The organism is Streptomyces sp. NPDC107521 (assembly GCF_055598485.1).
This window is the reverse complement of the sequence record NZ_JBVKAT010000009.1, coordinates 251907-277642: the sequence shown is the minus strand read 5'-3', so window position 1 is coordinate 277642 and position 25736 is coordinate 251907. Positions and strand designations below refer to the sequence as shown.

Annotated in this window: 21 protein-coding genes and 2 pseudogenes; 9 read left to right on the top strand and 14 right to left on the bottom strand. The window is 72.0% G+C overall.

Annotated features, from left to right (window positions below):
- The first annotated feature begins 1502 nt into the window (after positions 1-1502).
- The 3 genes from ACZ7LB_RS16755 to ACZ7LB_RS16745 all read left to right on the top strand — a co-directional run bounded on the left by ACZ7LB_RS16755 (position 1503) and on the right by ACZ7LB_RS16745 (position 6347).
- Positions 1503-4307: a multicopper oxidase domain-containing protein gene (locus tag ACZ7LB_RS16755; protein WP_471468863.1), complete on the top strand. Its 2805-nt coding sequence runs from the start codon at positions 1503-1505 to the stop codon at positions 4305-4307.
- A 42-nt stretch (positions 4308-4349) separates the two neighbouring features.
- Entirely contained in the window at positions 4350-4799 is a 450-nt protein-coding gene (locus ACZ7LB_RS16750) for a hypothetical protein (protein ID WP_471468862.1), read from the top strand.
- A gap of 498 nt (positions 4800-5297) precedes the next feature.
- Positions 5298-6347 (top strand): Acg family FMN-binding oxidoreductase, encoded by a 1050-nt coding sequence (locus ACZ7LB_RS16745; protein ID WP_471468860.1) that lies wholly within the window; start codon positions 5298-5300, stop codon positions 6345-6347.
- Here the strand turns inward: ACZ7LB_RS16745 and ACZ7LB_RS16740 are convergent.
- Together ACZ7LB_RS16740 and ACZ7LB_RS16735 are read right to left on the bottom strand one after the other, a co-directional pair.
- Positions 6328-6753, bottom strand: coding sequence for a pyridoxamine 5'-phosphate oxidase family protein (locus ACZ7LB_RS16740; RefSeq protein ID WP_471468858.1), 426 nt, complete (start codon positions 6751-6753; stop codon positions 6328-6330). The genes ACZ7LB_RS16745 and ACZ7LB_RS16740 overlap by 20 nt on opposite strands.
- Before the next feature lie 281 nt (positions 6754-7034).
- Positions 7035-8624 carry an amidase gene (locus ACZ7LB_RS16735; protein ID WP_471468857.1) on the bottom strand — a complete coding sequence of 530 codons (1590 nt, stop codon included), beginning with the start codon at positions 8622-8624 and terminating at the stop codon, positions 7035-7037.
- Between the two features lie 606 nt (positions 8625-9230).
- On the opposite strand from ACZ7LB_RS16735, the pseudogene ACZ7LB_RS16730 reads away from it, so the two are divergent.
- Positions 9231-9997 (top strand): annotated as a pseudogene (locus ACZ7LB_RS16730) (IS5 family transposase).
- Between the two features lie 21 nt (positions 9998-10018).
- Here the strand turns inward: ACZ7LB_RS16730 and ACZ7LB_RS16725 are convergent.
- Complete coding sequence (locus ACZ7LB_RS16725; protein WP_471468855.1) at positions 10019-10198, bottom strand: hypothetical protein; 180 nt, start codon at positions 10196-10198, stop codon at positions 10019-10021.
- A 331-nt stretch (positions 10199-10529) separates the two neighbouring features.
- Between ACZ7LB_RS16725 and ACZ7LB_RS16720 the strand changes: the two genes are divergently transcribed.
- Together ACZ7LB_RS16720 and ACZ7LB_RS16715 are read left to right on the top strand one after the other, a co-directional pair.
- Positions 10530-10919 carry a transposase domain-containing protein gene (locus ACZ7LB_RS16720; protein WP_471468853.1) on the top strand — a complete coding sequence of 130 codons (390 nt, stop codon included), beginning with the start codon at positions 10530-10532 and terminating at the stop codon, positions 10917-10919.
- Between the two features lie 40 nt (positions 10920-10959).
- A protein-coding gene (locus ACZ7LB_RS16715) for an IS630 family transposase (protein ID WP_471468852.1) occupies positions 10960-12026 on the top strand; the annotation gives its coding sequence in 2 pieces (ribosomal slippage) (positions 10960-11403 and positions 11406-12026; 1065 coding nt in all).
- Positions 12027-12075: 49 nt separating this feature from the next.
- Here the strand turns inward: ACZ7LB_RS16715 and ACZ7LB_RS16710 are convergent.
- Genes ACZ7LB_RS16710 through ACZ7LB_RS16700 form a run of 3 tightly spaced genes read right to left on the bottom strand, consistent with a single transcriptional unit; the run spans position 12076 to position 14623 of the window.
- Positions 12076-12612 (bottom strand): hypothetical protein, encoded by a 537-nt coding sequence (locus ACZ7LB_RS16710; RefSeq protein ID WP_471468851.1) that lies wholly within the window; start codon positions 12610-12612, stop codon positions 12076-12078.
- 17 nt (positions 12613-12629) lie between these two features.
- Positions 12630-13880: a DUF7224 domain-containing protein gene (locus ACZ7LB_RS16705; RefSeq protein WP_471468850.1), complete on the bottom strand. Its 1251-nt coding sequence runs from the start codon at positions 13878-13880 to the stop codon at positions 12630-12632.
- Positions 13877-14623, bottom strand: coding sequence for an ABC transporter ATP-binding protein (locus ACZ7LB_RS16700; RefSeq protein WP_471468848.1), 747 nt, complete (start codon positions 14621-14623; stop codon positions 13877-13879). Before ACZ7LB_RS16700 ends, ACZ7LB_RS16705 begins: the two co-directional genes overlap by 4 nt.
- A 256-nt stretch (positions 14624-14879) precedes the next feature.
- Here ACZ7LB_RS16700 and ACZ7LB_RS16695 point away from each other — a divergent pair, with 256 nt between their 5' ends.
- Both ACZ7LB_RS16695 and ACZ7LB_RS16690 read left to right on the top strand, forming a co-directional pair.
- On the top strand, positions 14880-15062 hold the full coding sequence (locus ACZ7LB_RS16695; protein WP_471468846.1) for an IS110 family transposase: 183 nt from the start codon (positions 14880-14882) through the stop codon (positions 15060-15062).
- Positions 15044-15661 carry an IS110 family transposase gene (locus ACZ7LB_RS16690; protein WP_471468844.1) on the top strand — a complete coding sequence of 206 codons (618 nt, stop codon included), beginning with the start codon at positions 15044-15046 and terminating at the stop codon, positions 15659-15661. Before ACZ7LB_RS16695 ends, ACZ7LB_RS16690 begins: the two co-directional genes overlap by 19 nt.
- 134 nt (positions 15662-15795) lie before the next feature.
- Here ACZ7LB_RS16690 and ACZ7LB_RS16685 read toward each other — a convergent pair whose 3' ends face one another.
- Positions 15796-15990, bottom strand: coding sequence for a hypothetical protein (locus ACZ7LB_RS16685; protein ID WP_471468842.1), 195 nt, complete (start codon positions 15988-15990; stop codon positions 15796-15798).
- 980 nt (positions 15991-16970) lie between these two features.
- Here ACZ7LB_RS16685 and ACZ7LB_RS16680 point away from each other — a divergent pair.
- Complete coding sequence (locus tag ACZ7LB_RS16680) at positions 16971-17699, top strand: SMI1/KNR4 family protein (RefSeq protein ID WP_471468840.1); 729 nt, start codon at positions 16971-16973, stop codon at positions 17697-17699.
- A gap of 1190 nt (positions 17700-18889) precedes the next feature.
- Here ACZ7LB_RS16680 and ACZ7LB_RS16675 read toward each other — a convergent pair.
- The 7 genes and pseudogenes from ACZ7LB_RS16675 to ACZ7LB_RS16645 all read right to left on the bottom strand — a co-directional run bounded on the left by ACZ7LB_RS16675 (position 18890) and on the right by ACZ7LB_RS16645 (position 25553).
- Positions 18890-19198, bottom strand: coding sequence for an SCO5918 family protein (locus tag ACZ7LB_RS16675; protein WP_471468839.1), 309 nt, complete (start codon positions 19196-19198; stop codon positions 18890-18892).
- 67 nt (positions 19199-19265) lie between these two features.
- Positions 19266-20789, bottom strand: a complete 1524-nt coding sequence (locus ACZ7LB_RS16670) for a DEAD/DEAH box helicase (RefSeq protein WP_471468838.1) — start codon at positions 20787-20789, stop codon at positions 19266-19268.
- A 336-nt stretch (positions 20790-21125) separates the two neighbouring features.
- Entirely contained in the window at positions 21126-21329 is a 204-nt protein-coding gene (locus ACZ7LB_RS16665; protein WP_471468836.1) for a cold-shock protein, read from the bottom strand.
- 595 nt (positions 21330-21924) lie between these two features.
- A pseudogene (locus ACZ7LB_RS16660) lies at positions 21925-22226 on the bottom strand (IS701 family transposase); the annotation flags it as partial.
- Positions 22227-22428: 202 nt separating this feature from the next.
- The gene (locus ACZ7LB_RS16655; RefSeq protein ID WP_471468835.1) at positions 22429-22839 is read right to left on the bottom strand and encodes a hypothetical protein; all 411 of its coding nucleotides are present in this window, start codon (positions 22837-22839) and stop codon (positions 22429-22431) included.
- A gap of 509 nt (positions 22840-23348) precedes the next feature.
- Entirely contained in the window at positions 23349-24545 is a 1197-nt protein-coding gene (locus ACZ7LB_RS16650) for a M9 family metallopeptidase N-terminal domain-containing protein (protein ID WP_471468834.1), read from the bottom strand.
- Positions 24546-24881: 336 nt separating this feature from the next.
- A complete protein-coding gene (locus tag ACZ7LB_RS16645) occupies positions 24882-25553 on the bottom strand; it encodes a GntR family transcriptional regulator (RefSeq protein ID WP_471468833.1) in 672 nt (223 codons plus the stop codon).
- Between the last annotated feature and the right edge of the window lie 183 nt (positions 25554-25736).

Genomic DNA, 25736 nt, shown 5'->3' with positions numbered 1-25736 from the left:
CTACGAACGCAAGGCCGACCACTTCATCGCCTTCACCAGCATCGCCTGCACTCTCATCTGCTGCCGCAGACTCGCCAAATGAGATGACTTCTTAGTACGGGAGGGCGACCCGGAGCGGCGGCCCGGTGCCGGAGGCGCTCACGGGGGTCCTCCTGGGCGGCGGGGCGGGCCGGGCACGCCGGGGCGGGCGCGGCCCGGTCGGGCGGGACGAAGGCGCCGGGCGACGCGAACAGGCCGCCCGCGCCCGGGTGCCGTGAGGCCCCGCCCCGCCCCCGCCCCCGCTCGTCGCACCAGGGACCAATGGCCCTGTGATGAGGGCCGCTCGGCGCTGTGCCGGGCGCCCCGACCGGTGCAGGCTGGCACTGATCGATTTCGGAGGCAGCACATGGACCACCGCAACCAGTCCCGGCCCGGAGCCATCCCCCGCCCCTGGCCGCGACGGGCACGGCGGCCGGTCTGCGACATCCTCCGCCTCGGTCGGCGTCCGGCCGTCGGCCACGTCTGCCCCGACTCCCGGGTGGCCGGACGCAACCGCCGGAGCGGTCGGTGACCGGCCGCGGGGCCCCCGGGGACGCGACGACCCGGGACGGCACCCGCGGACGGCCACCGGACCGGGGCCGCGAGGCCCCTCCGGCTCCGGAGCGGGGAGCCGTACCGTGCGCGGGCAGTGGGGCCGCGCACGGTACGGCTCCCCGGACGGACGTCCCGCCGGACCCATGGCCCGGGTCCGGCGGGATGCCGCACGCCGACGGGCGCACCGCCCCGGCCCTCGGCACCGCTCCCGGCACCGCCCGCCTTCCGGCCCCCGGGCCCGGCAACCGGGGCTGCGATTCCCACCCGGCCTCCGGCACCGTCCCGGGCGATGGCATCGCCCCGGCCTCCCGCACCGTCCGCGGCGACGGCCTCGCCCGGGGCCACTATCCAGGCCCGGTCCCCGGCGCCGCTTCCGGCGAAGGCGTCGTCCGGGGTCACGGTTCCCGTCCGGTCCGCGGCGACGGCACCGCCCGCGGCGACGGCCTCGCCCGGGGCCGCCATCCAGGCCCGGTCCCCGGCACCGCCCCCGGTGAAGGCGTCGTCCGGGGTCACGGTTCCCGCTCGGCCCCCGGCGACGGCACCCCTTCCGGCGCCCTGCCCCTTCCCGGTGAGGGCACCACCACCGGCTCCGCCGCCGCGCGTGCCGGGACCGGCCCCGGCACCGGCCCGGTGGCCGACGCCGCGCCGTGCCGGTCCGCCGGGGCCGCGGAAGGCGCGGGAGCACCGCGCGGTGGTGCCGGAGGCCGGACGGACCCGGCCTCCGGCGGCGACGAAGCGATTCCCGGCGGGGGCGCGCACCCCGCGCACCGGCCGTGGCCCTCCGCGGCGTCGACCCGCGGCACCCACGCCCCGGTCATCGCCGCACCGTCCTCGGCCGCGTCGGTCACCGCCGTACCGTCCCCGGCCGCCCCGGACACGGCTGTGCCGGATGCCGCCGGCCACCGGCCGGCCGCCCTGCGAGGAGCCCCGTGAACGACGGCGACACCGCCAACGAGAACGACCACGACGGCGATACCGGCGGCGCCGGGAGCGCCGACGGCAGCGGGGACGTCCCCCGGCCGGACGGGCGTCGACGGCTGCCCCTGGTCCAGCCCGCGGACGGCGTCCCGGACAATCCGCCGGGCCCGGCCCCCGGCCCCGCCGCCTCCGTGGGGAGCGCCGCCTCCGGCGGCTCCGCGCGCGGGGGTGTCCGCGCCCGCCATCTGCGCGCCCACGTCCTGGTCGCCGCCTGGGCGGGTCTCGCGCTGCTCGCCGCGACCACCCAGGGCTCCTGGCCGCTCGCCCGCTGGCTGGCCGTCCACCTGTTCCTGCTGGGCGCGGCCACCACCGCGATCCTGGTGTGGAGCGAGCACTTCGCCGTGGCGATGCTGCACGCCCGCCTGCCCGACCGGCGCTGGAGCGTCCTGCGCCTCGCCGGGGTCAACCTCGGCGCCGCCGGGGTGCTGCTCGGGGTGGGAGCCGAGCTGCCCGCGCTGACCACGGCGGCCTGCGCGCTGGTCGTCGGAGTCCTCGTCGCCCACACCGTCACCCTGGTCCGGCTGGGCCGGGGCGCGCTCGGCGGCCGGCTCGTCCCCGTCGCCGCCTTCTACCGCGCCGCCCCAGCGGCCCTCGTCGCCGGTGCCGTGCTCGGCGCCCTGCTGGCCACCGGCGCCGCCGGGGCCGACCGGTACGCCGGGCTGCGGCTGGCCCACCTCCACGTCACCCTGTTCGGCTGGATCGGACTGCCCGCGCTGGGCACGCTGTTCATGCTCTGGCCGACCGTCCTCGGCGTCCGCGTGCACGGGGGCACCACCGCCGCGGCCCGCCGGGTCCTGGTCCTGACCGGCGGCGGCCTCGCCCTCACCGTCGCCGGGTTCGCGGCGGCCCCCGGCGGCTCCGTCCCGGCCCTCTGGCGCGCCGTGCCGGTGGCCGGGACCGCCTTCTACGCCGCCGGAGTCGTCCTCGTCCTGCGGCTGTTCGCGGGCACCGTACGGCGCGGCCGGCGGCCCGTGTCCCGGGCGGCGGCCTGGTCGCTGGCCGCCTCCGCCGGATGGCTGGCCGCCGCGCTCCTCCTGGACCTCGCCGTCCTCGCCACCCGCTCCCCGGACGACGGCCGGGCCGGGACCGACGCGCTGGTGCCGGTGCTGCTGCTCGGCTTCGTCGCCCAGGTCCTCATCGGCGCGCTGACCTACCTGCTGCCGGTCGTCCTGTCCGGCGGACCCCGCCACCGGGAGTCCCTGCGCGCCGTGCTGGAGCGGGCCTGGGCGCCCCGGCTCGCCGTCATGAACGCCGCCGTCGCCCTGCTCGTCCTGCCGCTGCCCGCCCCCGCCGCCACCCTCGGCGCGGTGGGCGCGGCCGCCGCCGCGGTGGTGTTCCTCGCCCTCGTCGTGGCGGTCCTGGCCGGCCGCGCCCAGGGGGACGCCGGACCCTCCCGGCTGCCCGCCCTGATCGGCACCGCCGCCGGTGCGCTCGTCACCGTCCTCGCCGTGCTCGTCGCCGACAGCGGCCCCGCGGAGGGTGGTTCACCGGCCGCGTCCGGCACCGCGCCGGGCGTCCGGGCCACCGCCACCCGCACGGTCGCCGTGACCCTCGGCTCCCTGCGCATCACCCCCGCCCGCGTCGAGGTCGCCCCCGGCACCGCCCTGCGGCTGGAGGTCACCAACCGCGACGCCCGGCGCCACGACCTCAGGGTCGAGGACGGCCCCGCCACCCCGCTCCTCGGCGACAACGAGTCCCGCACCCTCGACCTCGGCGTCATCACCGCCGACCGCCGGGCCTGGTGCACCCTGCCGGGACACCGCGCCGCCGGGATGACCATGGACATCGCCGTCACCGGCACCACCCGGGTCGACGCCGACGGCGGCGGGGACACCGGGGCCCACACCGGGCACACCGGTGACACCGCCACCGCCGGGGACCCCACCCCCCTCGACCTCGGCGCCGACTTCGGCCGGGGCTGGAGCCCCCGCTCCGCCGTCCTGCCCGCCGCGCCCCGCGCCCGGGTGCACCGGCTCGAACTGCGTGCCGTGCGCGCCACGGTGGAGGTCGCCCCCGGAGTGCGCCAGGAGCGGTGGACCTTCGGCGGCACCGCCCCCGGCCCCACCCTCCGCGGCAGGATCGGCGACGTCTTCGAGATCACCCTCGTCAACGACGACCCCGCCCTGGGCCACGGCATCGACTTCCACGCCGGGGCGCTCTCGCCCGACCGGCCCATGCGCACCCTCCGCCCCGGCGAGCGGCTCGTCTACCGCTTCCGCGCGGAGCACTCCGGAGCCTGGCTGTACCACTGCGGCACCACACCGATGCTCCAGCACATCGGCAACGGCATGTACGGCGCCGTGATCATCGATCCGCCCGGACTGGCCGAGGTGGACCGGGAGTACGTCCTGGTCTCCTCGCAGCTCTACCTCGGTACCCCGGGCGGCGCCGGCCAGGTCGCGCGGATGCGGCGGAACACCCCCGACGCCTGGGCCTTCAACGGGGTCGCCGTCCAGTACGCCGCGGCCCCCCTCACCGCCCGCCCCGGGGAACGGGTCCGCTTCTGGGTGGTCGCCGCCGGACCCGGCGACGGCGTCTCCTTCCACATCGTCGGCACCGTCTTCGACACCGTGTACAAGGAGGGCGCCCATCTGCTGCGGCCGGACGGTCCGGGCGGCTCCCAGGCGCTCGACCTGGCCGTCGCCCAGGGCGGCTTCGTGGAGACCGTGTTCCCCGCCGCGGGACACTACTCCCTCGTCGACCACGACATGCGCCGCGCGGAGGGCGGGGCGCGCGGCACGGTCGAGGTGCGCTGACATGCGCGGCACGGGCCGGACGACGGATCGCGGGAGGACCGAGTGACGGACACCGTGGGCCCCTGGCAGCTCGTGCGCTTCCTGCACGTCACCGGAGCGGTGCTCTGGGTCGGCGGCCAACTGGCGCTGTCCCTGCTGGTGCTGCCGCTGGCCCGGCGGCTGCTGGAGCCGGGCCCCCGCGACCGCTTCGCCGCCGACGTCGGCAGGCGCTTCGGCATCCTGACCGGCGCCCTGTTCCTGCCGCTGCAACTGGGCACCGGCTGGGCCATCGCGTGGCACAAGGGCGTCACCTGGGCCTCGCTCGCCGAACCGGGCTACGGCCGTACCCTGGCCGCCAAGCTGGGCCTGTTCGCCGTCGTGATGCTGCTGGCCTCGGCGCACGGCCTCGCCCACGCCAAGGGCCGCCCCGGCCTCGCCCGCGCGCTCGCGGTGGCCTCGCTGGTCGGCTCCGTCGGGGTCGTCCTGCTCGCGACCGCCCTGCCGGTCACCTGAGCGGTCGCCCTGCCGGTCCCCGAGCGACCGTTCTGCCGGTCCCCGAGCGGCCGGCCGCATCCGTCCGGGCCCGGACACGGCTCCGTCCGGGCCCGGACCCCCGCCCGCTCCGGGGACCATCGCCCCCGCCCCCGGCCATGACCGGCGCCCCGCACTCCCCACGGGTTCCCCTGTCCCCGGGACAGGGCCTCTCGTTTGGATCAGGCCGGGCTCGCGGGCCCTGGCGCCGCACCTCGCCGCGTTGTCGTCGGTCGCCGGGGGCTCCGCCCTGACCCCCCTCCTCCGCCTCGCGACGCACGGCGCCGGACCCCACCCCCTGATCCGGCCCGATCCAGACGAAAGACCCCAGCCGCGGGCTCCCCGCCCACAGTCCGCCGATGGGGACCAGTGGCCCCGGGATAGGGCCCGCTGAGCCCTCGCCGACGGGGCGTCCCGGGGCGGAGGCTGGGGCCATGCAGAGGGATCCGAGGGATACCCGGCAGTCTGTGAGGAGCCGCCATGAGCACACCGGAAGCCGACACCGCGAGCCCGCCGGAAGTCGACGCGACAGCCCTGGAGACACTGCTGTACGCGGCCGTGGCGGCCCCGTCCATCCACAACACCCAGCCGTGGCGGTTCGGCCTGGACGCCCGCAGCCGCACCCTCCACGTCCGCGCCGACCGGGGCCGCAGCCTGCCCGTCTCCGACCCGCTGCTCCGCGCCCAGTACCTCTCCGTCGGTGCCGCCGTCTTCAACCTGCGGGTCGCCGCGGCCCACCTCGGCTGGGCCACCGAGGCACGGCTCCTGCCCGAGCGGGACGACCCCGACCTGCTCGCCACCGTCCGCCTCACCGGCGCAGCCGGCGCCGCCTCCGCGCCGTACCGGGACCTCTACGAGTCCGTCGCCCGGCGCCACACCAGCCGGATGCCGTTCACCGGCCGCCCGGTACCGGACGACATCGTCTCCGGGATGGCCGCGGCCGTCCGCGCCGAGGGCGCCTGCCTGGACGTCCCCGGCCACGCGGGCACCCGCCGGCTGCTCCGGCTCACCGCGCTGGCCGAGGCCCGCAACGCCGCCGACCCGGCCCGCAGCGCCGAGGCCCGCGCCTGGATCACCGCCCCCGGCCGGGACACCCGCTACGGCATCCCGTTCACCTCCCTGGGCCCGCGCGACACCACCGGACGCATGCCCATGCGGGACTTCACCGGCCCGGTGACCGGGCTGAGGGTGCCCGCGCTGCGCTTCGAGCGGCACGCCCAGGTGGCGCTGCTGTGGACCCCGCGCGACCGGCGGACGGACTGGCTGCGGGCCGGCCAGGCCCTGGAGCGGGCGCTGCTGGTCGCCACCCGGCACGGGGTGCGCACCTCGATGCTGCACCAGGCGATGGAGTGGCCTGACCTGCGGGCCGCGGTCGGCGAACCCCGCCGCCGCCACTGCCCCCACCTGCTGATCCGCTTCGGCTACGGCCCCGACGGCGGGCGCACCCCGCGCGCCTCCGCGGCACGCCCCGAGCAGGACCGGGAGGTGCCGCGACAGCCGCTCCCGCGGCTCAGCCGGGGCCCCCGCTGAGGTCGGTCAGCTCGCGGCCGGTGACCATCGCGGCCTCGATCCGGACGAAGACGTCGTCGCGGATCGGCATCCAGGAATGGGGGCCGGTCCGCAGCAGCCGCTCGTGCCGCTCGGGATCGGTCACCACGGCGGCCGGGCCGGTGACGACCACGCTCCAGCCGGAGCGGCTGGCGATGTCGAACTCGTCCGCCTCGAAGGCGACCACGAAACCGTCGACGGCGCGTACGAGGTCCGATCCGGCCGAGGTCCGCAGCAGCACCGACGCGTCGGTGTCCAGGACGAAATTGACCGGCAGCACCGCGGGCAGGGCCTGCCTCGTGTACACGACCCGTCCGACCGGCACCTTGGCCAGGAGACGCAGGCACTCCTGCCGGTCCAGCGAGCGAAAGCCGTCGTTGTGCAACATCCCTCCATGCTCCCCGTGCCCGGCCCGCCGCCGTTAGGGCCGGTCGGCCCCCATTCCCGGGGCGCCCGCGCCAGGGGCCCGCGCGCCCCGGACGGGAGGCGCGGACGGGTACCCGGCGGACGGAGGCACGCACGGCCGAGAGGACCCGGCGACGGACGCACGGGACCGGGGAGGGACGGCCCCGGGACCGGGGAGGGACGGACGGCGCCCGTCCGCCGGCCGGGCCGACGGGCGGGCGCCGCCGGCCGGGCCGTCGCCACCGGCGGCGGACCCGGGACCGGCTACGGCAGGGTGGGCAGGTAGCGGGGCGCCTGCCAGGCGTCCAGCCGGCGCTCGACCGCCGCGCCCAGCGACAGCAGCTCCGCGTCCTGGCGGTCACCCGCCATCAGCAGCAGGCCGACGGGCAGCTCCCCGATGAAGCCCGCGGGCACGGACAGCGACGGGTAGCCGGCGACGGCGGCCGGGGTCGAGGACGGGATGACGTCGTCGTCGCCGCGCGCGCAGTCGGTCGTCCACGCGGGCGGGTTGGCCGGGGCGGCGATGACGTCCAGGCGGTGGGCGCGCATCGTCTCGTCGATGGACCGCCGGGAGAGGTCCTTCAGCTCGGCCCGGACGGCCCGGTACTCGGGGTCGGTGACCGGCGGGGCGACCAGCGCCTGCTCGAACAGCTCCTGCCCGGCGAAGCAGGTCCGCTCGGCCGGGGTGGAACGGTTGAACTCGATCAGCGCGGCCAGGTCCCGGGGTCCGTTGCGGGTGGCCAGGTAGGCGTTGATGTCCCGGTGGAACTCGGTCAGCAGCGCCGGGAACTCCAGCTCCGCCAGCCGCACCTGGTAGGGCGGGGTCACCTCGACGACGGTGGCGCCGGCGGCGCGCAGCCGGTCCGCGGTGGTGGTCATCAGCGCGTCCACGTCCTCGCCGAGCGGCAGCCGCCACAGGCCGATCCGCTTGCCGCGCAGGCTGCCGGGGCGCAGCGCCGCCTCCGAGAAGCGGGGCCCGTGGCCGGGGCGCGCGGTGTCCCGGCCGGCGAGCACCGAGAGGGTGAGCGCGGTGTCGATGACGTTGCGCGCCATGGGGCCGGCCGTGTCCTGCTCGGCGGAGATCGGCACCACGCCCGACTGGCTGACCAGCCCGAGGCTGGGCTTGTGGCCGACCACGCCGTTCATCCCGGCGGGGCAGACGATGGAGCCGTCCGTCTCCGTGCCGATCGCCACCTGCGCCAGCGACGCCGCGAGCGCCGCGGCCGAACCGGAGGAGGAGCCGCAGGGGTTGCGGTCCAGCACGAACGGGTTGTGGGTCTGGCCGCCCACCGCCGACCAGCCCGAGGTGGGCCGGGCCGCGCGGAAGTTCGCCCACTCGGACATGTTGGCCTTGCCGAGGATGATCGCGCCCGCCGCGCGCAGCCGCTTCACCAGCTCCGCGTCCTTGGCCGGGGGCTTCCCGGCCAGCGCCAGGGACCCGGCGGTGGTCGGCATGTCCCGGGTGTCGACGTTGTCCTTGAGCAGGACCGGGATGCCGTCGAGCGGTCCGCGCGAGGCTCCCCGGCGGTGCCGGGAGTCACTGGCGGCGGCTTCCCGAAGGGCGGTCGGACTGGTGTGGAGCACCGAGTTGAGCTTCGGGTCGATGGCCTCGATGCGCCGCAGGTACGCCCGGGTGAGGGCGGACGAGGTCAGCGAGCCGCGGTTCATGCGCGCCTGGAGTTCGGGGATCGTCACCGTGTCGAGGTCCACCCCGTGGACGAGGGACGACTCGGTCTGGCGCGGGGCGCGATCGGCGCCGGAATCCGCGGCGACCGCGCGCTGGCCCGGCATGCTCGCCAGGAGCGGTGCCGCGACCAGTGCCGCGGTGAGGGCCGCCATGCTCTTTTTGGTCATGCGGGACAGCCCACTACACGAGGGCCGTCCGCACAAGTGTCATCTGAGCCCCTGCCCCGTGCACTGGGGGCCCGCCCCGGCGCGGGGGTGGGAACACGGGGCCGGACGGAGCAACGGCGCAGGTGACGCCGGTCACCGTGCCCCTGGCCCACCCGTGCCCCTGGCCCACTGTGCCCGGACACGTGACTCCGACCACCGCGGTCCCGGTCCGGACGGCCGTCCGCGCGGGGACCGGAGATACGACCGCACGGCCTCGGGCCCCCGGCTCCGGCCCCGGTCCCTGGCGCCGGCCTCCGGCACCGGCCCTCAGCCCGCGCGGTCCCGGTCCCGGTCCCGGCGGAGGTGCCCGTCAGTGCTCCGTGCCCCGCGCGGTGTCCCGGGCCGTGGCCGTCCCCGGCCCGGAGCGCACGGCGGTGTGGCGCGGTCCGGGGCCGTGCGGTAGCACTTACGGCACGGAGCGCGATCAGACCTAGCTGATCCGCCCGGGGCCATGGGGGCGGAGCCGGTGCAAGGGGCCGGAATCCCACACGGTCCGGGGGCGTTACCGGCACGGAGCGACTACGGTCTGTCGCAAAAGTGGATCTTGTTCATTGATGATCACGTCCTGTGGGACGTGGGGATCTGACGAGTGGCCAGTGGGGCCGGCTTGAGCCTTTGCTGCCGAGGGCATCAAGCCGGTTCGGCCGCAGATGTGGACGCGGCGGCAGTTGATGGACGGCATACGACGGCGGACCCGGACCGGTGCTCCCTGGCGGGACGTGCCCGAACGCTATGGGCCGTGGCACCGGGTCTATGACCTGTTCCTGCGCTGGCAGCGGGACGGCGCCTGGGCGGGGATCCTCACTCGGCTCCAGGCCGAGGCGGACGCGAAGGGCCTGATCACCTGTGATGTCAACGTCGACTCCACGTTCTGCCGGGCCCACCAGCACGCCGCCGGAGCGGCGGTAAGGGGAACCTGCAGAAGGAATCGCCCGGCGATCTTCGTCGAGCCGGCCGACCACGGCCTGGGACGCTCCCGCGGCGGGCTGACCAGCAAGATCCATCTCGTGATCGAGCAGGGGCAAAAGCCCTTGTTCATGGTGATCACGGCCGGGCAGCGGGGCGACATCCCGCAGTTCGAGCGGATCCAGGAAGCCATCCGGGTCAAGGCCATCATCCCGATATTGGCGGACCAGATCCGCAACCGCCCGAGCACGGATCGCGTGGCGGGCGGCCGCCAAAGTTCGACAAGGACGACTACAAGCAGCGGCACGCGGTCGAGTGCGGGATCAACCGGCTCAAGCGCCACCGGGCCGGTCGCCACCCGGTAGGACAGACTCGCCGTCTGCTGCGAAGCGACCGTGCTGGTCGCAGCCATCAACGAGTGGCTGTGACCAGCACTTTCACAACACGCCCTAGCGGGTGTAGGTGAATGTCTTGGTCATGGCGTCCTTGTGCGGGGTGCCGCTGGCCTGACTCTCCAGTGCCTTGGCGGTCACGGCCCCGCGCTCCTCCTTGGTGAGCTGGTCGGCATCTGCTTCATGCTGAACGGCCTCGCGGCGGGGATCATCGGCCGTGGGGAGGGGCGCGGACATCTCGACGGAGAGGGAGGGACCGAGGCCTTCGACTGCTGCCTCCAGCGGCTCTCGGCTACGGCGAGGTAGAGCCGGATGTCCGTACTTCCGGAGGTAGGGTCCAAGGCCGGGTGGTTAGCGTTTTCGCAGGTCGCGCAGGCAAGTTGAAGGACTCCCGACGCAGAGCAACGGAGCTCGTTGGTTCAGGCAGTCGACCAGGACAGCTTGTGCCGAAGGAGCTCCGTTGCCCCGTCATTGTGTCCTGCCGTCTCCACTGACGGCCATCACTCAGACGGTCACCGTGGTTGCGGGCCGGTTGGTTCCAGGGCATCTGGGGGAACCGACCGCCGTCGTGCCGTTCGAGCTGGTGGACGCGGCCCTTGCGGAGGCGAGGACGGTGCAGCAGCGGCTGCGTGATCTCCCGTCGCGGATCGAGGTCTACCTCTTGCTGGCGATGTGCCTGTTCCCCGAGGTCGGCTATCGCCTCGTCTGGGACGAGTTGACCGCGGGCCTGTCCAAAATGCCAATGGTCTGTCCGTCGGCGAAGGTTTGCGTGACCCGCGCCGACGGATCGGCAGCGCGCCGGTGCGGGCGTTGGTCGAGGTACTGGCCGGTTGCTGACCCGGCCGACGACGCCAGGTGTGCGTTTCGGTCCCTCCCGGGCGCGAAGAAGGTCGGCTGGTATGGACATGGCATGGCCTTTACGGCTCCGGTTACTGAGGTTGAACTCGTGGTGTTGTAGGGGCTGACGGCTGACCGTTGGCTGCGGTATCACCGGAGGCATGCGGTATCCACAAGGGGGCGGGCTGACCTCCGAACGCCAGCAGTTCCGCGAGGAGTTACGGCTCCAGGCGGCCGAGCGGTTCACCCGGGGCGAGGCGAGCTCGATGATCGCCAAAGACCTGCGCGTCAGCGTCCGCTCGGTGCAGCGATGGCGACAGGCATGGGACGAGGGCGGTCCACGTGCTCTGCGGTCACAGGGGCCGGCGTCGCTGCCGAGGCTGAGCGAGAAGCAGTTCACGCAACTGGAGGCGGAGCTGGCCAAGGGGCCGGCCGCGCACGGCTGGGAGGACCAACGCTGGACTCTGAGCCGTGTGAAGACAGTGATCGGCCGGCGCTTCCACCTGACCTACACGATCCAGGGTGTGCGCAAGCTCCTGGTGCGTAACGGATGGTCCTGCCAGGTCCCGGCCCGACGCGCCATGGAGCGCAACGACGATGCTGTCGCCGGGTGGGTCAAAGAGGTGTGGCCATGCGCGGAAGGCTCGCGGCGGCCCGTGGAGCCTGGCTGGTCTTCGAGGACGAAGCCGGATTCTCCATGACGCCGCCGCAGGCGAAAACCTGGTCCCAGCGCGGCCGGACCCCGGTGGTGCGGGTCCGCGGACGTTCCCGCAGACGGATCTCCATCGCAGCGCTGACCTGCTACAAACCCGGCCACCGCTCAAGGCTGATCTACCGGCCGCGCCGGGACGACGGCCGGCGTGACGGGCGCAAGAGCTTCTCCTGGCGCGACTACCGGGACCTGCTGATCGCCGCCCACCAGCAGCTCGGCGGCCCGATCGTAGTGGTCTGGGACAACCTCAACGTCCACAAGGCCGCCGGCCTGCGGGAGTTCGCCGAAACCCGGGACTGGCTGACCATCTACTACCTGCCGCCCTACGCACCCGACCTCAACCCCGTCGAAGGCATCTGGTCCCTCCTGCGGCGCGGCTGGCTCTCCAACGTCGCCTTCAGCACCCCCGAACACCTCGACCAGCGCATCCGACGCGGCCTACGGCACATCCAGTACCGCAGTCACCTCATAGACGGCTGTCTCACCGAGACCGGCCTGACCATCCGACCTGCCTGATCAGCAGCACGACATCCCGAGTTCAAGCTCAGTAGCCGGGGAGTAAGGGCTACGGCTTCCCGGAGCTTTTGACGAACCGGATGCCCGCGGCTGCCAGCAGTACCGCAGCCAGGGCCCACGCAGGAACACTGCTCGACGGATACAGGGCGACAGCCCACCACGCGTGGCTTCCTGCCGGGCCACGTCCCGCGACGACGCAGGCGATTAGCAGCATCATGCCCGTGGCGATACCGGATGCACTGTTACCCACCTGGGCGATCAGGACACCGATACAGGTCAGCAGTATGACGTTGCGGGCGGTGTCGAAGCCCGTGACGAAACCAGCTGTCAGACACAGAGCGAAGACGGACGCCACGAAGGCCGCATCGATCACAGCGACGGCAACCGCCGCGGTTCTTTCGATGTGATCGGCGCGTCGGTTGAGGCAGTACAGGACCGCGGAAGACACCAGCAGGGGAGTGAAGTAGGCCAAAGGCGTGACGCCACTGCCGTTGAGTGCGGGCAACTCGATACTGCTCCTGCCCGAAAGTTGGCATACCACCGCCATAAAGATGATGGCCGCAGCTGTGGTCCACCATTTCCGCACTGATATCATATATAGTCTCATCGCGCCCCCTGCGCTGGGCAGGCGTGGTTGAGGACCTGCTGCGTGAACCAGGCGGACTGCTGATCCACTGGTTCATCAAGGACTGGGCCTATCAGACTCCACAGCTGCGGAGCGGTTCCCCGGCGTACCGCGTCCTTGTTTCCTGCGACAGCAGTGGCCCACACGAGTTCTGGAGCGGACGGACCTGCGCAGGACTGCTTTCCGTGCTGGGCCGACGTTCCCTCGACGGCTGATATTGCCATGACATCAGCTGCCGTGTGGTGAATGGCCTGTTGGTGGACGGCAGGGAGTGACCAGTGCAGCCGCCATATGCCCGGTGCGAGCTTCACTGACGGCGAGAGGATTTCCATCCGCTTCGGAGGTGTGACGCCGGCGGCGACCAGAGCGCCGAGTGGACCTTGGGTACTGCGGCGGATCTGCGGAATGTAGGAACGGTACTCAGGCGGAACGCAGATCTGGGGGGCGGTTCCGGAGCATACGGATTCAACGGCACGGATGGTTGCCGGGTTGCCGTAACCCCATCCGCTGACTGCGGTGTGTCCGACGAGGAGTGCTGCTGCTGCGGCAACTGCACCGGCAGGGAGGAAGACACGGCGGGAGCCGGTACGGGTGAGGAGCCATGCGACAGCCACAAGGCAGCCGGTGAAGATCCATGGCACGAAGTAGATCTGGGGCAGGTGGACATCGGTGATGGTGGATGTTCCGTCGATGAACCCGCCGAGGTGCCTCAGCCATGCATTGGACATGGCGTGTGGCATCGTCAGCCAAGCCCAACACAGGGCTGCTGCGGCCGGCGCGGCAATACTCCTGGGGAGACGTCCGCCGACGTACCAACCGATCACAGCCCACTCGGCAGGAACAACGATCATGTGTGCCAGTGCGGTCCATCCGGCTCCGGAAGGAAGTACTCCGGTGTTGATCCATGCCAGCACGACGGCGAGCACGAGAAGGGCAGCTCCCAGTGCGGCGATGGGAGTACCGATAAACAGGATCAGCGACCATCGTGACCGTGCGGATGTGGTCAACATGTGCCGCACGGGCCGCATACGTCCCGAGTCCCATGCGGCGCATGCGGCGACAGCCGGAGCTATCGTGGCCAGAGCGTAGATCGTACTCTCACCCGACTCGACTCCGTAGTGGGACGGAACGGTGAACACCGCACTCTGCATATACAGGTATACGAACAGGGCAGCCGGGAGGATGACCCATGGAGCCGCCGAACGCCGCAGCTGATGCTGGATGATCACCGGAATCCTCCTTCGAGGACAGCGGTGTAAGCGTATTCCGCAGCGCGTTCCGAGCGATTCTGGGTTCCCGAACAGGCAAGAAACGAAGGAACAGGTCCATTGAACAGGACCTTTCCGGCATTGAATACTACGACGTCGCTGAAGACTTCGCTGATGTCGGCGATGTCATGGGTAGAGACGATCACATGTGTTTCGCTCCGCAGTGATGCGATGAGCTGGAGAAAAGATCTTCGCTGTTTCGGATCGAGGCCAACGGTGGGTTCGTCAAGGAGCAGGACCTTGGCGCGATGGACGAGGGCCTGAGCGATTGCGACACGCTGCTGCTGCCCGCCGGACAGATCACTGATCTTCCGGTCTGCTTGCCTAGCAAGGCCCACTCGTTCCAGTGCCTCGCCGGACGCGCTCGACGCATCGTGCTGTGTCATCCCCTTGAGCCAACCCGCATAGGTGACGTGCTGACGGCAGGTCATCCCTGAGAGGAACGACGGCTTCTGCGGGAGCCACGCCACTGCTGTGCGGTAGGCCGCGGACTGTTTGCGGTTCCACGGGCTCAGGCCGTTGAACGTCACATCTCCGGACCGTGGGCGCAGTGCGCTTGCTCCGAGTGACAGCAGCGTGCTCTTGCCTGCTCCATTGGGTCCGAGGAGAACGGTGGCTCCAGAGGCGAAGGCCAGATTGAGACCCTGGATGACGTCACGACCTCTCCGGTAGCGGAAGGTGCATTCGCGGAAGGTGAGAGTCATGGGCGGCCCTACTTTCTTGTCGTGGGTTCGAACTGGTCACTCGTAAGATCAGCGGGACCCAGGAGCTCTGGGTATGGCTGTCATGGTGTCGCCGGATCGCTGAAGGCGCTTGGCCGCCCGGAGCCCCGCGGCGACTCGACCACCAGTGGGGAGATGCGGCTCGACCGCTGCATGGGGCAACGTCGGCGAGGTTGCCTGCCGGGCTGTGAACGCGCGACGAGCCGGCAGAGGAGGGCGCTCCTGGACATGGGCCGGAGTGGACATCGGCAAGGAACATCATCATTGCGTGGTGATCGACGCGGACGGCGAACGGCTGCCGTCCCGCCGGATCCTGAACGACGAGACGACCCTGCTGGAACTGATCGGGGACCTCAAGGCCTTCAAAAACGATGTGCTGTGGGCGGTGGACCTCAACCCACGGTGGAACCCACCCAGCTGATCGGCTTGCTGCCGGGGCACGACCAGTCGACGGTCTGTATCACCAGTCTGACCCTGCACTCTCCTTCGATCTCCTGCCGGGGCGAGGGCAAGACGGACACCGAGGACGCCTTCGTCATCGCCGACCAGGCTCGCATACGCTGCGGCCCGGGCCGGCTGCGGCCCGGCGACGAGATCACCGTGGACCTGCGCAACCTGCCCGACCGACGCACCGCCCCGAGATGTGACCGCACTCATCAGATGGACCGGCCATGGGTCCAACCACCCGACAGGATTGCGGCGTTGGGGCGCGAACCGGAGCTGACGAACAAGAGCCCCCTTGTGCTGCCGACGGGCTACCAGACCCCGGCGACGATCCGCCGCAGTGGCAGGGAGCACATCGAGACCTGGCTGAGCAACCGCAAAATCCGCGGCGCCGCAGACCTCGCCGGGGCGGCGGTGGAGGCTGCCGGACCGCAGCACACGGCCCTGCCCAGCGAAAAGCTGGCCGCCGCCATGGTGGTACGCCGCGCGATGCGAGTGATGGCTTTCGGCGAGGAGATCGCCGAGCACGAGCAGGCGCTGCCGACGCTCGCCTGCCGTCGGCTCAATGTCCTGTGAGCCGTAATCCATGACGGAACGTGCTATCAAGCTGCACCGACGGTCACAGTGGTGGCTTGACAACAACATTGGGAAGCCTTTCTGTGCGCCGGGCCCCGCAGCACGGTGTGCCGCGGGGCCCGGCGGACCGCCGATCAGTAGGAGACGCTCAGCGAAGCGACCGACACGGGGGCGTAGACGTTGGACCCGTAGTCGATCACGAAGTAGTAGTCGCCGCTGCCGTGGTCAGCCCACGTACCACTCGATGTGGCGCCGGGGTTGAAGCAGTTGGTGTAGGCCGCGTTGGCGTACTTCGGGTCAGGCCCGAGGGTGTCCTTGCGCAGCATCACGTACACGAGTTTCGGACTGGAGCCTCTGCTGCAGCCGGTGAAATCGATCGTCGTGGAGCCGCCGGTGTCGGTCCAGCGACGTGACTCAAAGTCATTTCCGGCGTTGCTGATGTAGCTGGACCAGGATGCCGCCTGAGCGGGCACCGCCAGAACGCCGACAGCTGCCGCTGCCGTTGCCGTAACGATGATCATGGCACGCTTGGCTGCGCGGGCCATCGTTAAGCCGGTCATCAAATAGCCCTCCTGTAGGACCAGTTGAGCCTGGCAACTGATTCAACCCGAGACGTCACGATGAGTAAATATAGATGATCATGTGACAGTGATCTCATCTCTGACTGAGTCGCCGCTGTCGACTTCACAGTCGCCTGCATGTACTGAGACTCCACCATTGCGGGCTATTGAGGGTAAATCCGGCATCCAGTTCAGTCGGTCATGTTGCGTGTCAGACCGGACCTCGGGATCAAAGGTCAGCTGAGCAATGTGTCCCGTACTCGGATCCAACAGCTCCGTTGGACTGACCATGTTCGTGCCGGACGTCGTCGGGAGAGTCGCAGCCAAGCACGCCCATACGGCCCAGGGCCCAAGGCCGCGCCGGGTTCCTGAAGGAGGTCCGGCGCGCGGTCCCGGTCCTGGCGGAGGTGCCCGTCAGTGCTCCGTGCCCCGTGCGGCGTCGGGGCCGGGGGTCCTGACGAGGCGGCATCCCGGGCCGCGCCACGAGCGCGGTTGAGTAGGCTGCGGTGGACCGGTGGCATCGGCGAGATCCGCCGGCAGACGTACGCCCGTGTACCCGACCAACCCCGAACCGTCAGTGGAGACGTGGAGCGTGGAACCAGAACCGATACCCTGCACGCAGAATGGGCCTTCCGTCCGGGCTGGCAGAACCCTTTGGAAAGGTTCATCGTCCCGGCTCAAAAGGCACTCCCGGGCTTCCTTCCCGCTTCCGGCCTCATCTCGGCAACGGCGAGGTTGGTGTTAGGGAGATGAGTTCTTCTCAGGAATCCGGGCCGGGTGCGGTATCGCGGTCCTGGGCTCGCATCGATGTGTGGTTGGCCGCGCATGCGCCGCAGAGCGCAGCCGGCTTGAACGGCCCGGCCGACCCCGCCGGGATCGCTGAGGCCGAGCGGGCAATGAGCTTGCAACTCCCGGCCGACCTGGTCGAGTCGTTGCGGTGCCACAACGGTGCGACTGAGGACGCTCTTGCCCGGGGAGCCGGCGTCCTACCCGGTGCGGATCTGCTGTCGGCATCCGAGATCGCTCGGACTCGGCGAATGGTCATGGAGGACGCTGAGTTCTTCGACGCGTTTGAACCGAACGAGGGGGAGGACGAGCCCTATTGGCACTCGTTGTGGATCCCTTGGGCGAATCGGGAGCATCCACACCGGGTGGTCGACATGCGTCCTGGTCCCCAGCAGGGGCGACTCGGCAGTGCCTGGGGCCGCCCCGGCAACTTCATCCCAGGTGGGAACGGTTGCTGGCCGGGCTTGGCGGCCTACTTGGAAGCTGTTGCCGACGCGCTGTACAGCGGCGGCGATGTCGGCGGATGGCGTGCGTATCTCGAGGCAGACGAAGATGAGCTGGTGTGGGAACTCGAATCGGCTTCAGAGTCAATTGCCGGGGTCGGCCCCGGCCCTGGAGCCGACAACCACGACCGCCTTGAGCATGCGGACTCCTTCTGTCAGCTACGACCGGCACCAATCGGGCTTCCCTGACCGCGCGCAGTCCGAGGAGTCCCGCGCCCAGTGCTCTGACCAGGAAGGTTCACCCGGGTTGGTGGTCGTGACGGTCGGATGTGCGGTGACGTCCGATCCGAGCGCTGGAGGCACGGTGGCTGAGCCCGTCCGTGTACGCGGGCTGACGGACCAGGAGGGGCAGAGGCTGCAGCAGACCGTGCGCCGGGGTGCGGTCGTTCCGGGCGCACGATGATGCGGGCGGCGGCCGGATGGCCGTCCAGATCGACCGTCCCTGTCAGCCCGGCGGTCTCGGCGCCATCGGCATCGTCCCGCGCTGGTCCAGGGCGGGACGCCGGAAGCGGTCGGGCATGACACGGACGGCGCGGCGGACCGGCTCGGTGACGGCGCATCCGACCGAGAGGAAGGTACGTATCCGGTGCCTCTCCGGTGTGGGCCAGGAAGCACAGCAGCGGGTGGAAACCGGAGCCGCCCTCGTGGGCGGGTGCGACCTGATCCTTCTCGGAGTGCGGTGACCGGCACGGCGTCGAGTTCCTGGGCCGCTCCCTGGCTGACCCGGGTCATCCTGCCGTGGGCCGTGTCGTCCTTCCGGCGTCCCCACGGGAGGGCGGCCGCCTGCCCGTCGGGCCACCGAGCCCGGGGGGAGGTGCCGCAGGAGCGAGGCCGCGCGCACCGCCGTCCGTCCGCCGCCCGGACGGGGGACTCGCCTCTCGCCGGAGCGGGAGGAGCACCTGGAGGAGCTTGCCGACGCGTCCCGGCCGTGTGCCGCGGAGCCCCGTCCGGCCGAAGCCGCCGCCCCTCCCGCCCATGGCGGTACCCCGACGGCCGGCCGTACCCGTGGCGCACCGCGCACGGGGCCGCCGCCGGGGACGAGCGGCCACGGTGACCTGCACCGCGCCCCCGCGCCCCGCGCGCGGACGGCGGTGGGGCCGGGCGGGAGTGGAGTCCACCCGGAGGCCGCCGTGGAAGGCCGGGCGGCCCGGCCGGGGCGCTGCGGGTCTTGACGACGTGGGCCCCAGGGGGGGGCCGAGGCCGGGGTCGCCGGCCCAGCCTGGTACCGGGGGCGTAGCGGCCCCGGCGCGCATTCCTCCGCCGGCCGTGCCTTCGGCGTCCCCGTGACTCCGGGACCGGTCGCCGGTGTGCACACCGGTGCTCGCGGGTTGTCCGGGTTGCGCAGAGGCCGCGAGCCCCGGGGCACGTGCTCGCGTCGGTTACGCGGAAGCCGGGGTTCCCAGCAGGGCTGCCGCCGTCTGGAGCTTGGTGAGGGCCGGCGCCGGGGTGGCTTCGGGGGCGGGGCGGCAGGTGAAACCGAGGCGGCTCATCGCCCGGGTGACCTCGGCGGCGGAGAAGTCACGGCGATCCTGCCCGGTGAGGATTTCACCGACCTGCTTGACCGGGTAGGTGCGGCGGCCGATGATGACGGACTCGCCGGTCACGGCCTCGGGTTTGACGTCCTTCATCGATTCCAGCACTTCGCTCTTGATGAAGTTGAAGGGGAAACGGGCGATGACACAGCGCATGATGCCTCACAGGTTGACGTGGAGCCGTGGATCACGGGGGCGGGTCTGGTGGGCGGTGGCAGGCCCCTCAGGTGGCTGTGCCGAAGGTCTGCCGACCGGAGGCGCGGGGCGTCTTGCGTGGTGTGGCGGCGGCGCGTCGGGCCTGGGCGGCCCCGCTGCGTCGGCCGCGTGACGCGGACGGGCGGCGCTTGGGCTGTTCGGGGGCCGGTGCGGTGATGGTGACGGGGACGCCCGTCGGGGTCCGGGCGCCGGTGATGCGGTTCAGTTCGGCATCGCCGGCGCGCACCTGGGTGGTGAGCGGGGTGATGCCGGCGTCGGCCATCAGCCGGGTCATGTCGCGGCGCTGGTTGGGCATCACGAGGGTGACGACGCGGCCGGACTCCCCGGCGCGTGCGGTGCGGCCGCCGCGGTGGAGGTAGTCCTTGTGGTCGGTGGGAGGGTCGACGTTGACGACGAGGTCGAGGTTGTCGACGTGGATGCCGCGGGCGGCGACGTTGGTGGCCACCAGCACGGTGACGTGCCCGGTCTTGAACTGCTGCAGGGTGCGGGTGCGCTGGGGCTGGGACTTGCCGCCGTGCAGCGCCGCGGCGCGTACACCGTTGCGCAGGAGATCCTTGGTCAGGCGGTCGACGGCGTGCTTGGTGTCCAGGAACATGATCACGCTGCCGTCGCGTGCACCGATCTCGATGGTGGTGGTGTGCTTGTCGGTGGCGTGGACGTGCAGCACGTGGTGTTCCATCGTCGTGACCGCACCGGCCGAGGGATCGACGGAGTGGACGACCGGGTCGGTCAGGTAGCGGCGCACCAGCACGTCGACGTTGCGGTCCAGGGTGGCGGAGAAGAGCATGTGCTGTCCGCCGGGGCGCACCTGGTTGAGCAGTTCGGTGATCTGGGGCATGAAGCCCATGTCGGCCATCTGGTCGGCCTCGTCCAGCACGGTGATCTCGACTCGGTCCAGGCGGCAGTCGCCGCGCTGGATCAGGTCCTTGAGGCGTCCCGGGGTCGCGACGACGACTTCCGCGCCGCCGCGCAGGGCGCTGGCCTGCCGACCGATCGACATGCCGCCGACCACGGTGGCTATCCGCAACGTGAGCGGCCGGGCGTAGGGGGTGAGCGCGTCGGTGACCTGCTGGGCCAGTTCCCGCGTGGGCACCAGGACCAGGGCCAGCGGCTGCCGGGGCTCGGCGCGTTTGCCCGCGGTGCGGGCCAGCAGCGCCAGGCCGAAGGCCAGGGTCTTGCCCGAGCCGGTGCGGCCGCGGCCCAGTACGTCCCGGCCGGCCAGCGTGTTGGGGAGGGTCGCCGCCTGGATCGGGAAGGGGACGGTCACGCCTTCTGCGCCGAGGGCGGCCAGCAGCGGAGCGGGCAGGTCGAGCTCGCCGAACTCCGTGACCGGGGGGAGTGCCGGCGTGACGGTCACCGGCAGCGCGAACTCCCCTTGCGGCGCGGGACGACGCCCTCGGCCACCGGAGCGGCCCGCGCCCGAGGAGCGCGAGGAGTGCGAACGGGAACTGCCGCCCGCTGAGGAACCGGTGGAGCCACCGGTGCGGGAGTAGCGGTCGTTTGTGCGGGGGGTGCGGGTGGTGCGTTTCATGCGAAACCTTCCTCGATACGGCACGCATCGAGGAACTCCCGCAGCAGTGATCCGCAGGGAGAATCGCAAGTACGAACCGGTGAAAAGAAAAGAAATCGAGAAGAATGGAACTTCCCGTTGTCGCGACGGGGAAAGGGGCTGTCCGAAGAGATCCGTAAGCCGCGACAAATGGCGGCCTTCTCCCCGTCGTGATTCATTGGGGGCTATTCGCCGACCCGGGCGGGGTGCTCCCGCAGTCCGCGAAGCAATTGCTGCGGAAGGGGAAATCCGTGAAGCAGCAGAGCTGGGGCCCGCACCCTTCAGGCGCGGGCCCCAGCTCGGTGTGACGTGTCGACGTCAGGCGGGAACGATGTTCTCCGCCTGCGGGCCCTTCTGGCCCTGGGTGACGTCGAACTTGACCTTCTGGCCCTCCTGCAGCTCGCGGAAGCCCGAAGCGGCGATGTTCGAGTAGTGGGCGAACACGTCAGCGCCGCCGCCGTCCTGCTCGATGAAGCCGAAACCCTTTTCCGCGTTGAACCACTTCACGGTGCCGGTAGCCATGTCATATCTCCTTTGGGGCGGTGCCCTGTGTCCGCACTGTGCGGGCACAGCGTCGCCGTGATGATTGCCCCCTCCGGAAAGAAACCGGAAACCAAAACGCTCTCACCGGGATGAAAATTCGGTGAGGACAATTGAAGCTCTGGGAACCACTACTGCAACTGGCCGCCATGGTAGCACAGGGCGGTTGGCCGTGCTCCGGGACGACGCGGATTTGGGGACGCGCTCCGAATGCCTCGCCCGTGGGGCACACGGTTTCTCCCGTCGCGGCATCAGATATTCACATCGGCGCAGAGAGGGCGTGCGTCCTCCTCCATGACGGTTTCTCCGGAGAATATCGCTCTCGGCCCGGGATCTGGTTTGTGGAGGCCGGAGGACAATCACGCTTCCAGGGCTGTCCGGCTTCCGAGTGTCCAAGGGTGCCGCAGGGCCGGCCCTCACGTCCGGTGGCGGGCCGGGGGCTTCGCGACGTTCGTCGAACCGCTTCGCCTGATCGTCCGGTTCGCCCAGGGGCATACCGATCCATCCTGTGCCCTGAGCCATGTGACCTGTGCCATGTGCCCGCCCGCAGGGGTGGCTCAGGAACAGGGGGCAGTGGGACCAGGACGGCGTCCGGGTCGCCGAGGTGGTCGGCCACGTAGTGACGCACACATCGTCGAGCACCTCTTCGGCGTCCCACCCGATCCGGTTCAGCATCCGGTGGATGCGGTCCGGACCCGCGTGGCCGGGTTCTGCCGGCGTCCCGCCGTTCTTCCGCTGCAGTGGAGCGATCAGCCTCCGCGTGGAGGCCGGTGCCGACTCACGCGGCTCCGACCTGCTGAACCGGTGCACGAACCGCTCATGCACTGCGCCCAGTTCCCCCGCCCGCACCCTGACACCGGCAGGGTCACCAACAGCCACACCAACGGGCGACCTGGCCACCGGTCACAGCAAGCACCGTCGCAGTACTGGGCGAGGCGACCGCTGATCGTCGCGACCGGAGGGCCGGCCCGGGTACGGCGGCCGGGGCCGGTCGCTCCGATCGGATGCCGAAGTCCCCTTCTTTTGCCGTCCTTTGAGGCGGACCGCTCCGAAGGGTCGGCGATATCGGCGGGAGCCGCCGTCAGTGTCCGGCGGGTGCCTCGGCGACCGCCAGCACGTCCACCAGGCGGCGCAGCCGTGCCCCGGCCCGGTCGGCGTCGGCGCGCGGCACCACGATCACGGCGACGGCCCGGGCCGCACCGGACACCGCGTAGCTCAACTCCCGCACCCGCGTGGCCCGCAGCGTGCTCGCGAGCCGCCCCAGCGCCTCCCCGCTGTGCCGGACGGTCACGGTGAACCGGACGGCCGGGCCGGACGCCGCGAAGGGCGCCGGCGCGGGTGTCCCCGCCGGACGGCCGACGGAGGACGGGGCCCCGGGCACTCCGGACGGCGACGGGCCGTCGGCGGGAGCCCGCTCCGCCCCGGGCGACGGGGTGCCGTGTTCCGGGCGGGGGAGGGCGAGGACCGGCGCGGTGGCGTCGTGGTGGGTCATGGCGGATGCTTCCTGTCGTGGTCTGCCGGCCCGGTGGGGCCGTTGGTGCGGATGCCGAAAACAAAAAGACCCCTCGCGGAGTGCGAGAGGTCTGCGTGCGGGCGGTGAGCCGCCTGGAAGGGATGGCCTCCAGGTCACCTCGGTGCCGACACGCCGCGGCCGGTAATGAGCTGACGCAGCATGGCCCGGATGCTGGCACGGGCGGCGCGCCCCGGCAACGCCGTCTCGCATTCCGGACGGCCTGCCCGGACGCCGGACGCCCCGCCCGATCGCCCCGGCCGCGGCGCCCGCCGAGTCGGTCGGGCGCACACCTGGGCGGTGAGCCGGACGACGACGGACGGGGCAGGGGCGAGGCCGACGAGTGCCCGGCTGGCGTCGATCACCCTCTGAACGGCCCCCGGCCGCGCCCATGGTGCCGCCCACCCCGCGCGCGGCACCGTTCGGTCCTGCCACCGTTCGGTCCCGTCCCCGGGTCGCCCCGGGGACGGGACCGGAGGCGGACCGGGCGGTCAGTACCGGGTGATCACGGAGACCCCGCCGAAGTCCGTCACCCCGTACAGGCTGATGTAGTGGTAGCCCGCCCGGAGACCGGTGACGGTCAGCGTGTGCGTGCTGCCACTGCCGGTCGCGCTCGCGGTGTGACTGGCGGGCGTGGCCCAGCCGGTGGAGCTGTAGTAGAGGTCGGCGTCGCCGCCGCCGCCGTTCGTGACGATCGTCAGCCGGTCCACACCCGCCGGTACGAAGAGGTAGAGGTGGTCCAGCTCACCGGCGCGGGCCGAGCGGTCGCCGCGGCGGCAGTCGCGGCCCAGCATCCGGGTGTCCGGATCGCGGCACTCGGCCACCGTCCCGTTGTCGGCGCCGATGGTGACGGGCCGGGTCACCGTGGCGGTCGCGCCCCGGTCGTCGGTGACGGTCAGCCGGACGGTGAAGGTGCGTCCGGTGGCGTAGGTCTTGACCGGGTTCGCGGCGGTGGAGGTGGTGCCGTCGCCGAAGTCCCACGAGCGGGAGACGACACCGCCGTCGGCGTCCGTGGACCGGTCGGTGAAGGTGGCGGTCAGCCCCAGCGAGGTCACGTCGAAGGCCGCGACCGGCGGCTGGTTGGCGGGCGTGTCGGTGCCGGTGCTCGCGTTCCCGGGGTACGGGGGTGAGCCGTCCCGCAGCGCGTCGGCGACGGTGACCGTCTGGGCCTCGCGGAAGGCGTCCGAGGCGGTGGAACCGGTCAGTGAGTAGAGGGAGTTGACGCAGTCGGTGGGGGACTCCTGGACGCGCCGGACCAGTTCGGCGCCGGTGCGTCCGGCGAAGTCCGCCGGGTCGCAGGCCGCGGCGGCTCGTGTCGCGGTGCCCCGCCGGGCGGACGGGGCCGCCGTGGCGGAGGGACGGGGCGGGGGCGCCGTCGCGCGGTCGTAGGGCCGTCTGAGGGCTGCGCTGTCCGCCGGGAGCGGGGGTATGAGGGATGCCGCCGGCCGTCCGGCGCCGGTGTGCGCGCGGTCGGTGCCGCCGGTCGCGGCGGCGGGCCCCGGCACGGTCGGCCCGGGGCGCGCGGACGGCAGGGTCCGCGCGGGGGAGGCGGCGGGTGCCGCCACCGCGTCGGCCCGGGTGTCGGCGCGGGCTTCGGCCGGTGCGGCGAGCACGGCCGCGCCGAGGGCCCAGGCGAGGGCCAGGGGCAGTACCGCGCCCGGACCGCGCCGGGCGAGGGTGGTTCTCACGGTGCCTCCCATGGGGGATCGGTTCAGGTGAGGGCATGACCGAAGGGACGGGCAGGTCGCGCGTCAGGGAGAAGGAGGCCCTGCCGTCGGCCGGTGGGGACGCCGGCGATGTGCGTGATTGGCATGGCCACGACTGACCTGTGACATGTACCATTGCACAGGCAGCGGGGCTCGGGGAAGCGCTTCGACGAAACACGGACCCGGCCCCGGGGCGCGGAGGGTGACGCGCCGTCGGGCCGGGCGGGATCATCCGCTGGTGCTGGTGCTGGTGCTGGTGCTGGTGCTGGTGCCGGCACGCCGGGCGCGGTGGTGGTGGGGCGGTCCCGAGGGAGGCCCTCAGCCGTCGTCCCCGCCGTCGGCCCACAGGGTGCGGATGTGGGCGAGGTGGCGGCGCATGCACTCCTCCGCCTCCGGGGCCCGGCCGGCCGCCAGCAGGTCGAGCAGCTCGATGTGCTCCCGGGCCGAGGCCACCAGCTGCCCCGACTCGTTCAGGTACCCCAGCCCGTACAGCCGTGAGCGCTGGCGCAGATCGGCGACCACCGTCACGAGGTGGGCGTTCCCGGCGAGCGAGAGCAGCCCGAGGTGGAACCGGTGGTCGGCCTCCAGGTACCCGAGGACGTCCTGCTTCCGGGCCGCCGTCACGATCTCCTGTGCCAGGGGCCGCAGGGACTCCAGCCGCCCGGTGGGCACCGTGCGGGCGATCCGGCCGACGGTGGGGACCTCGATGAGGGTGCGGATCTCGGTGAACTCGTCGAGATCCCGGTCGGTCATCTCGGTGATGCGGAACCCCTTGTTGCGGACCGCCTCGACCAGCCCCTCCCGGGCCAGGTCGAGCATCGCCTCCCGCACCGGGGTCGCGGAGACGCCGAGCTGGGCCGCCAGGGCGGGGGCGGAGTGGACCGTGCCGGGGCGGAGTTCACCGGCGATCAGCGCGGCGCGGAGCGCGTCGGCCACCTGGTCGCGCAGATGGGTCCGGGCCGGGATCGTCCGTGCCGTGAGCTGGGCCATCCGCGCTCCTCCGAGCCCTCGGTCCGATCGCCGCCCCACTATACAATGTCACGTTGTTCCGGTTCCGATGGCAGGCCGCTCGCAGGTCAGGGGCTTGACGACGGGTGGGCCTGGGGTCCCTCGTTTGGATCAGGCCGGGCTCGCGGGCCCCGGCACCGCACCTCGCCGCGTTGTCGGTCGCCA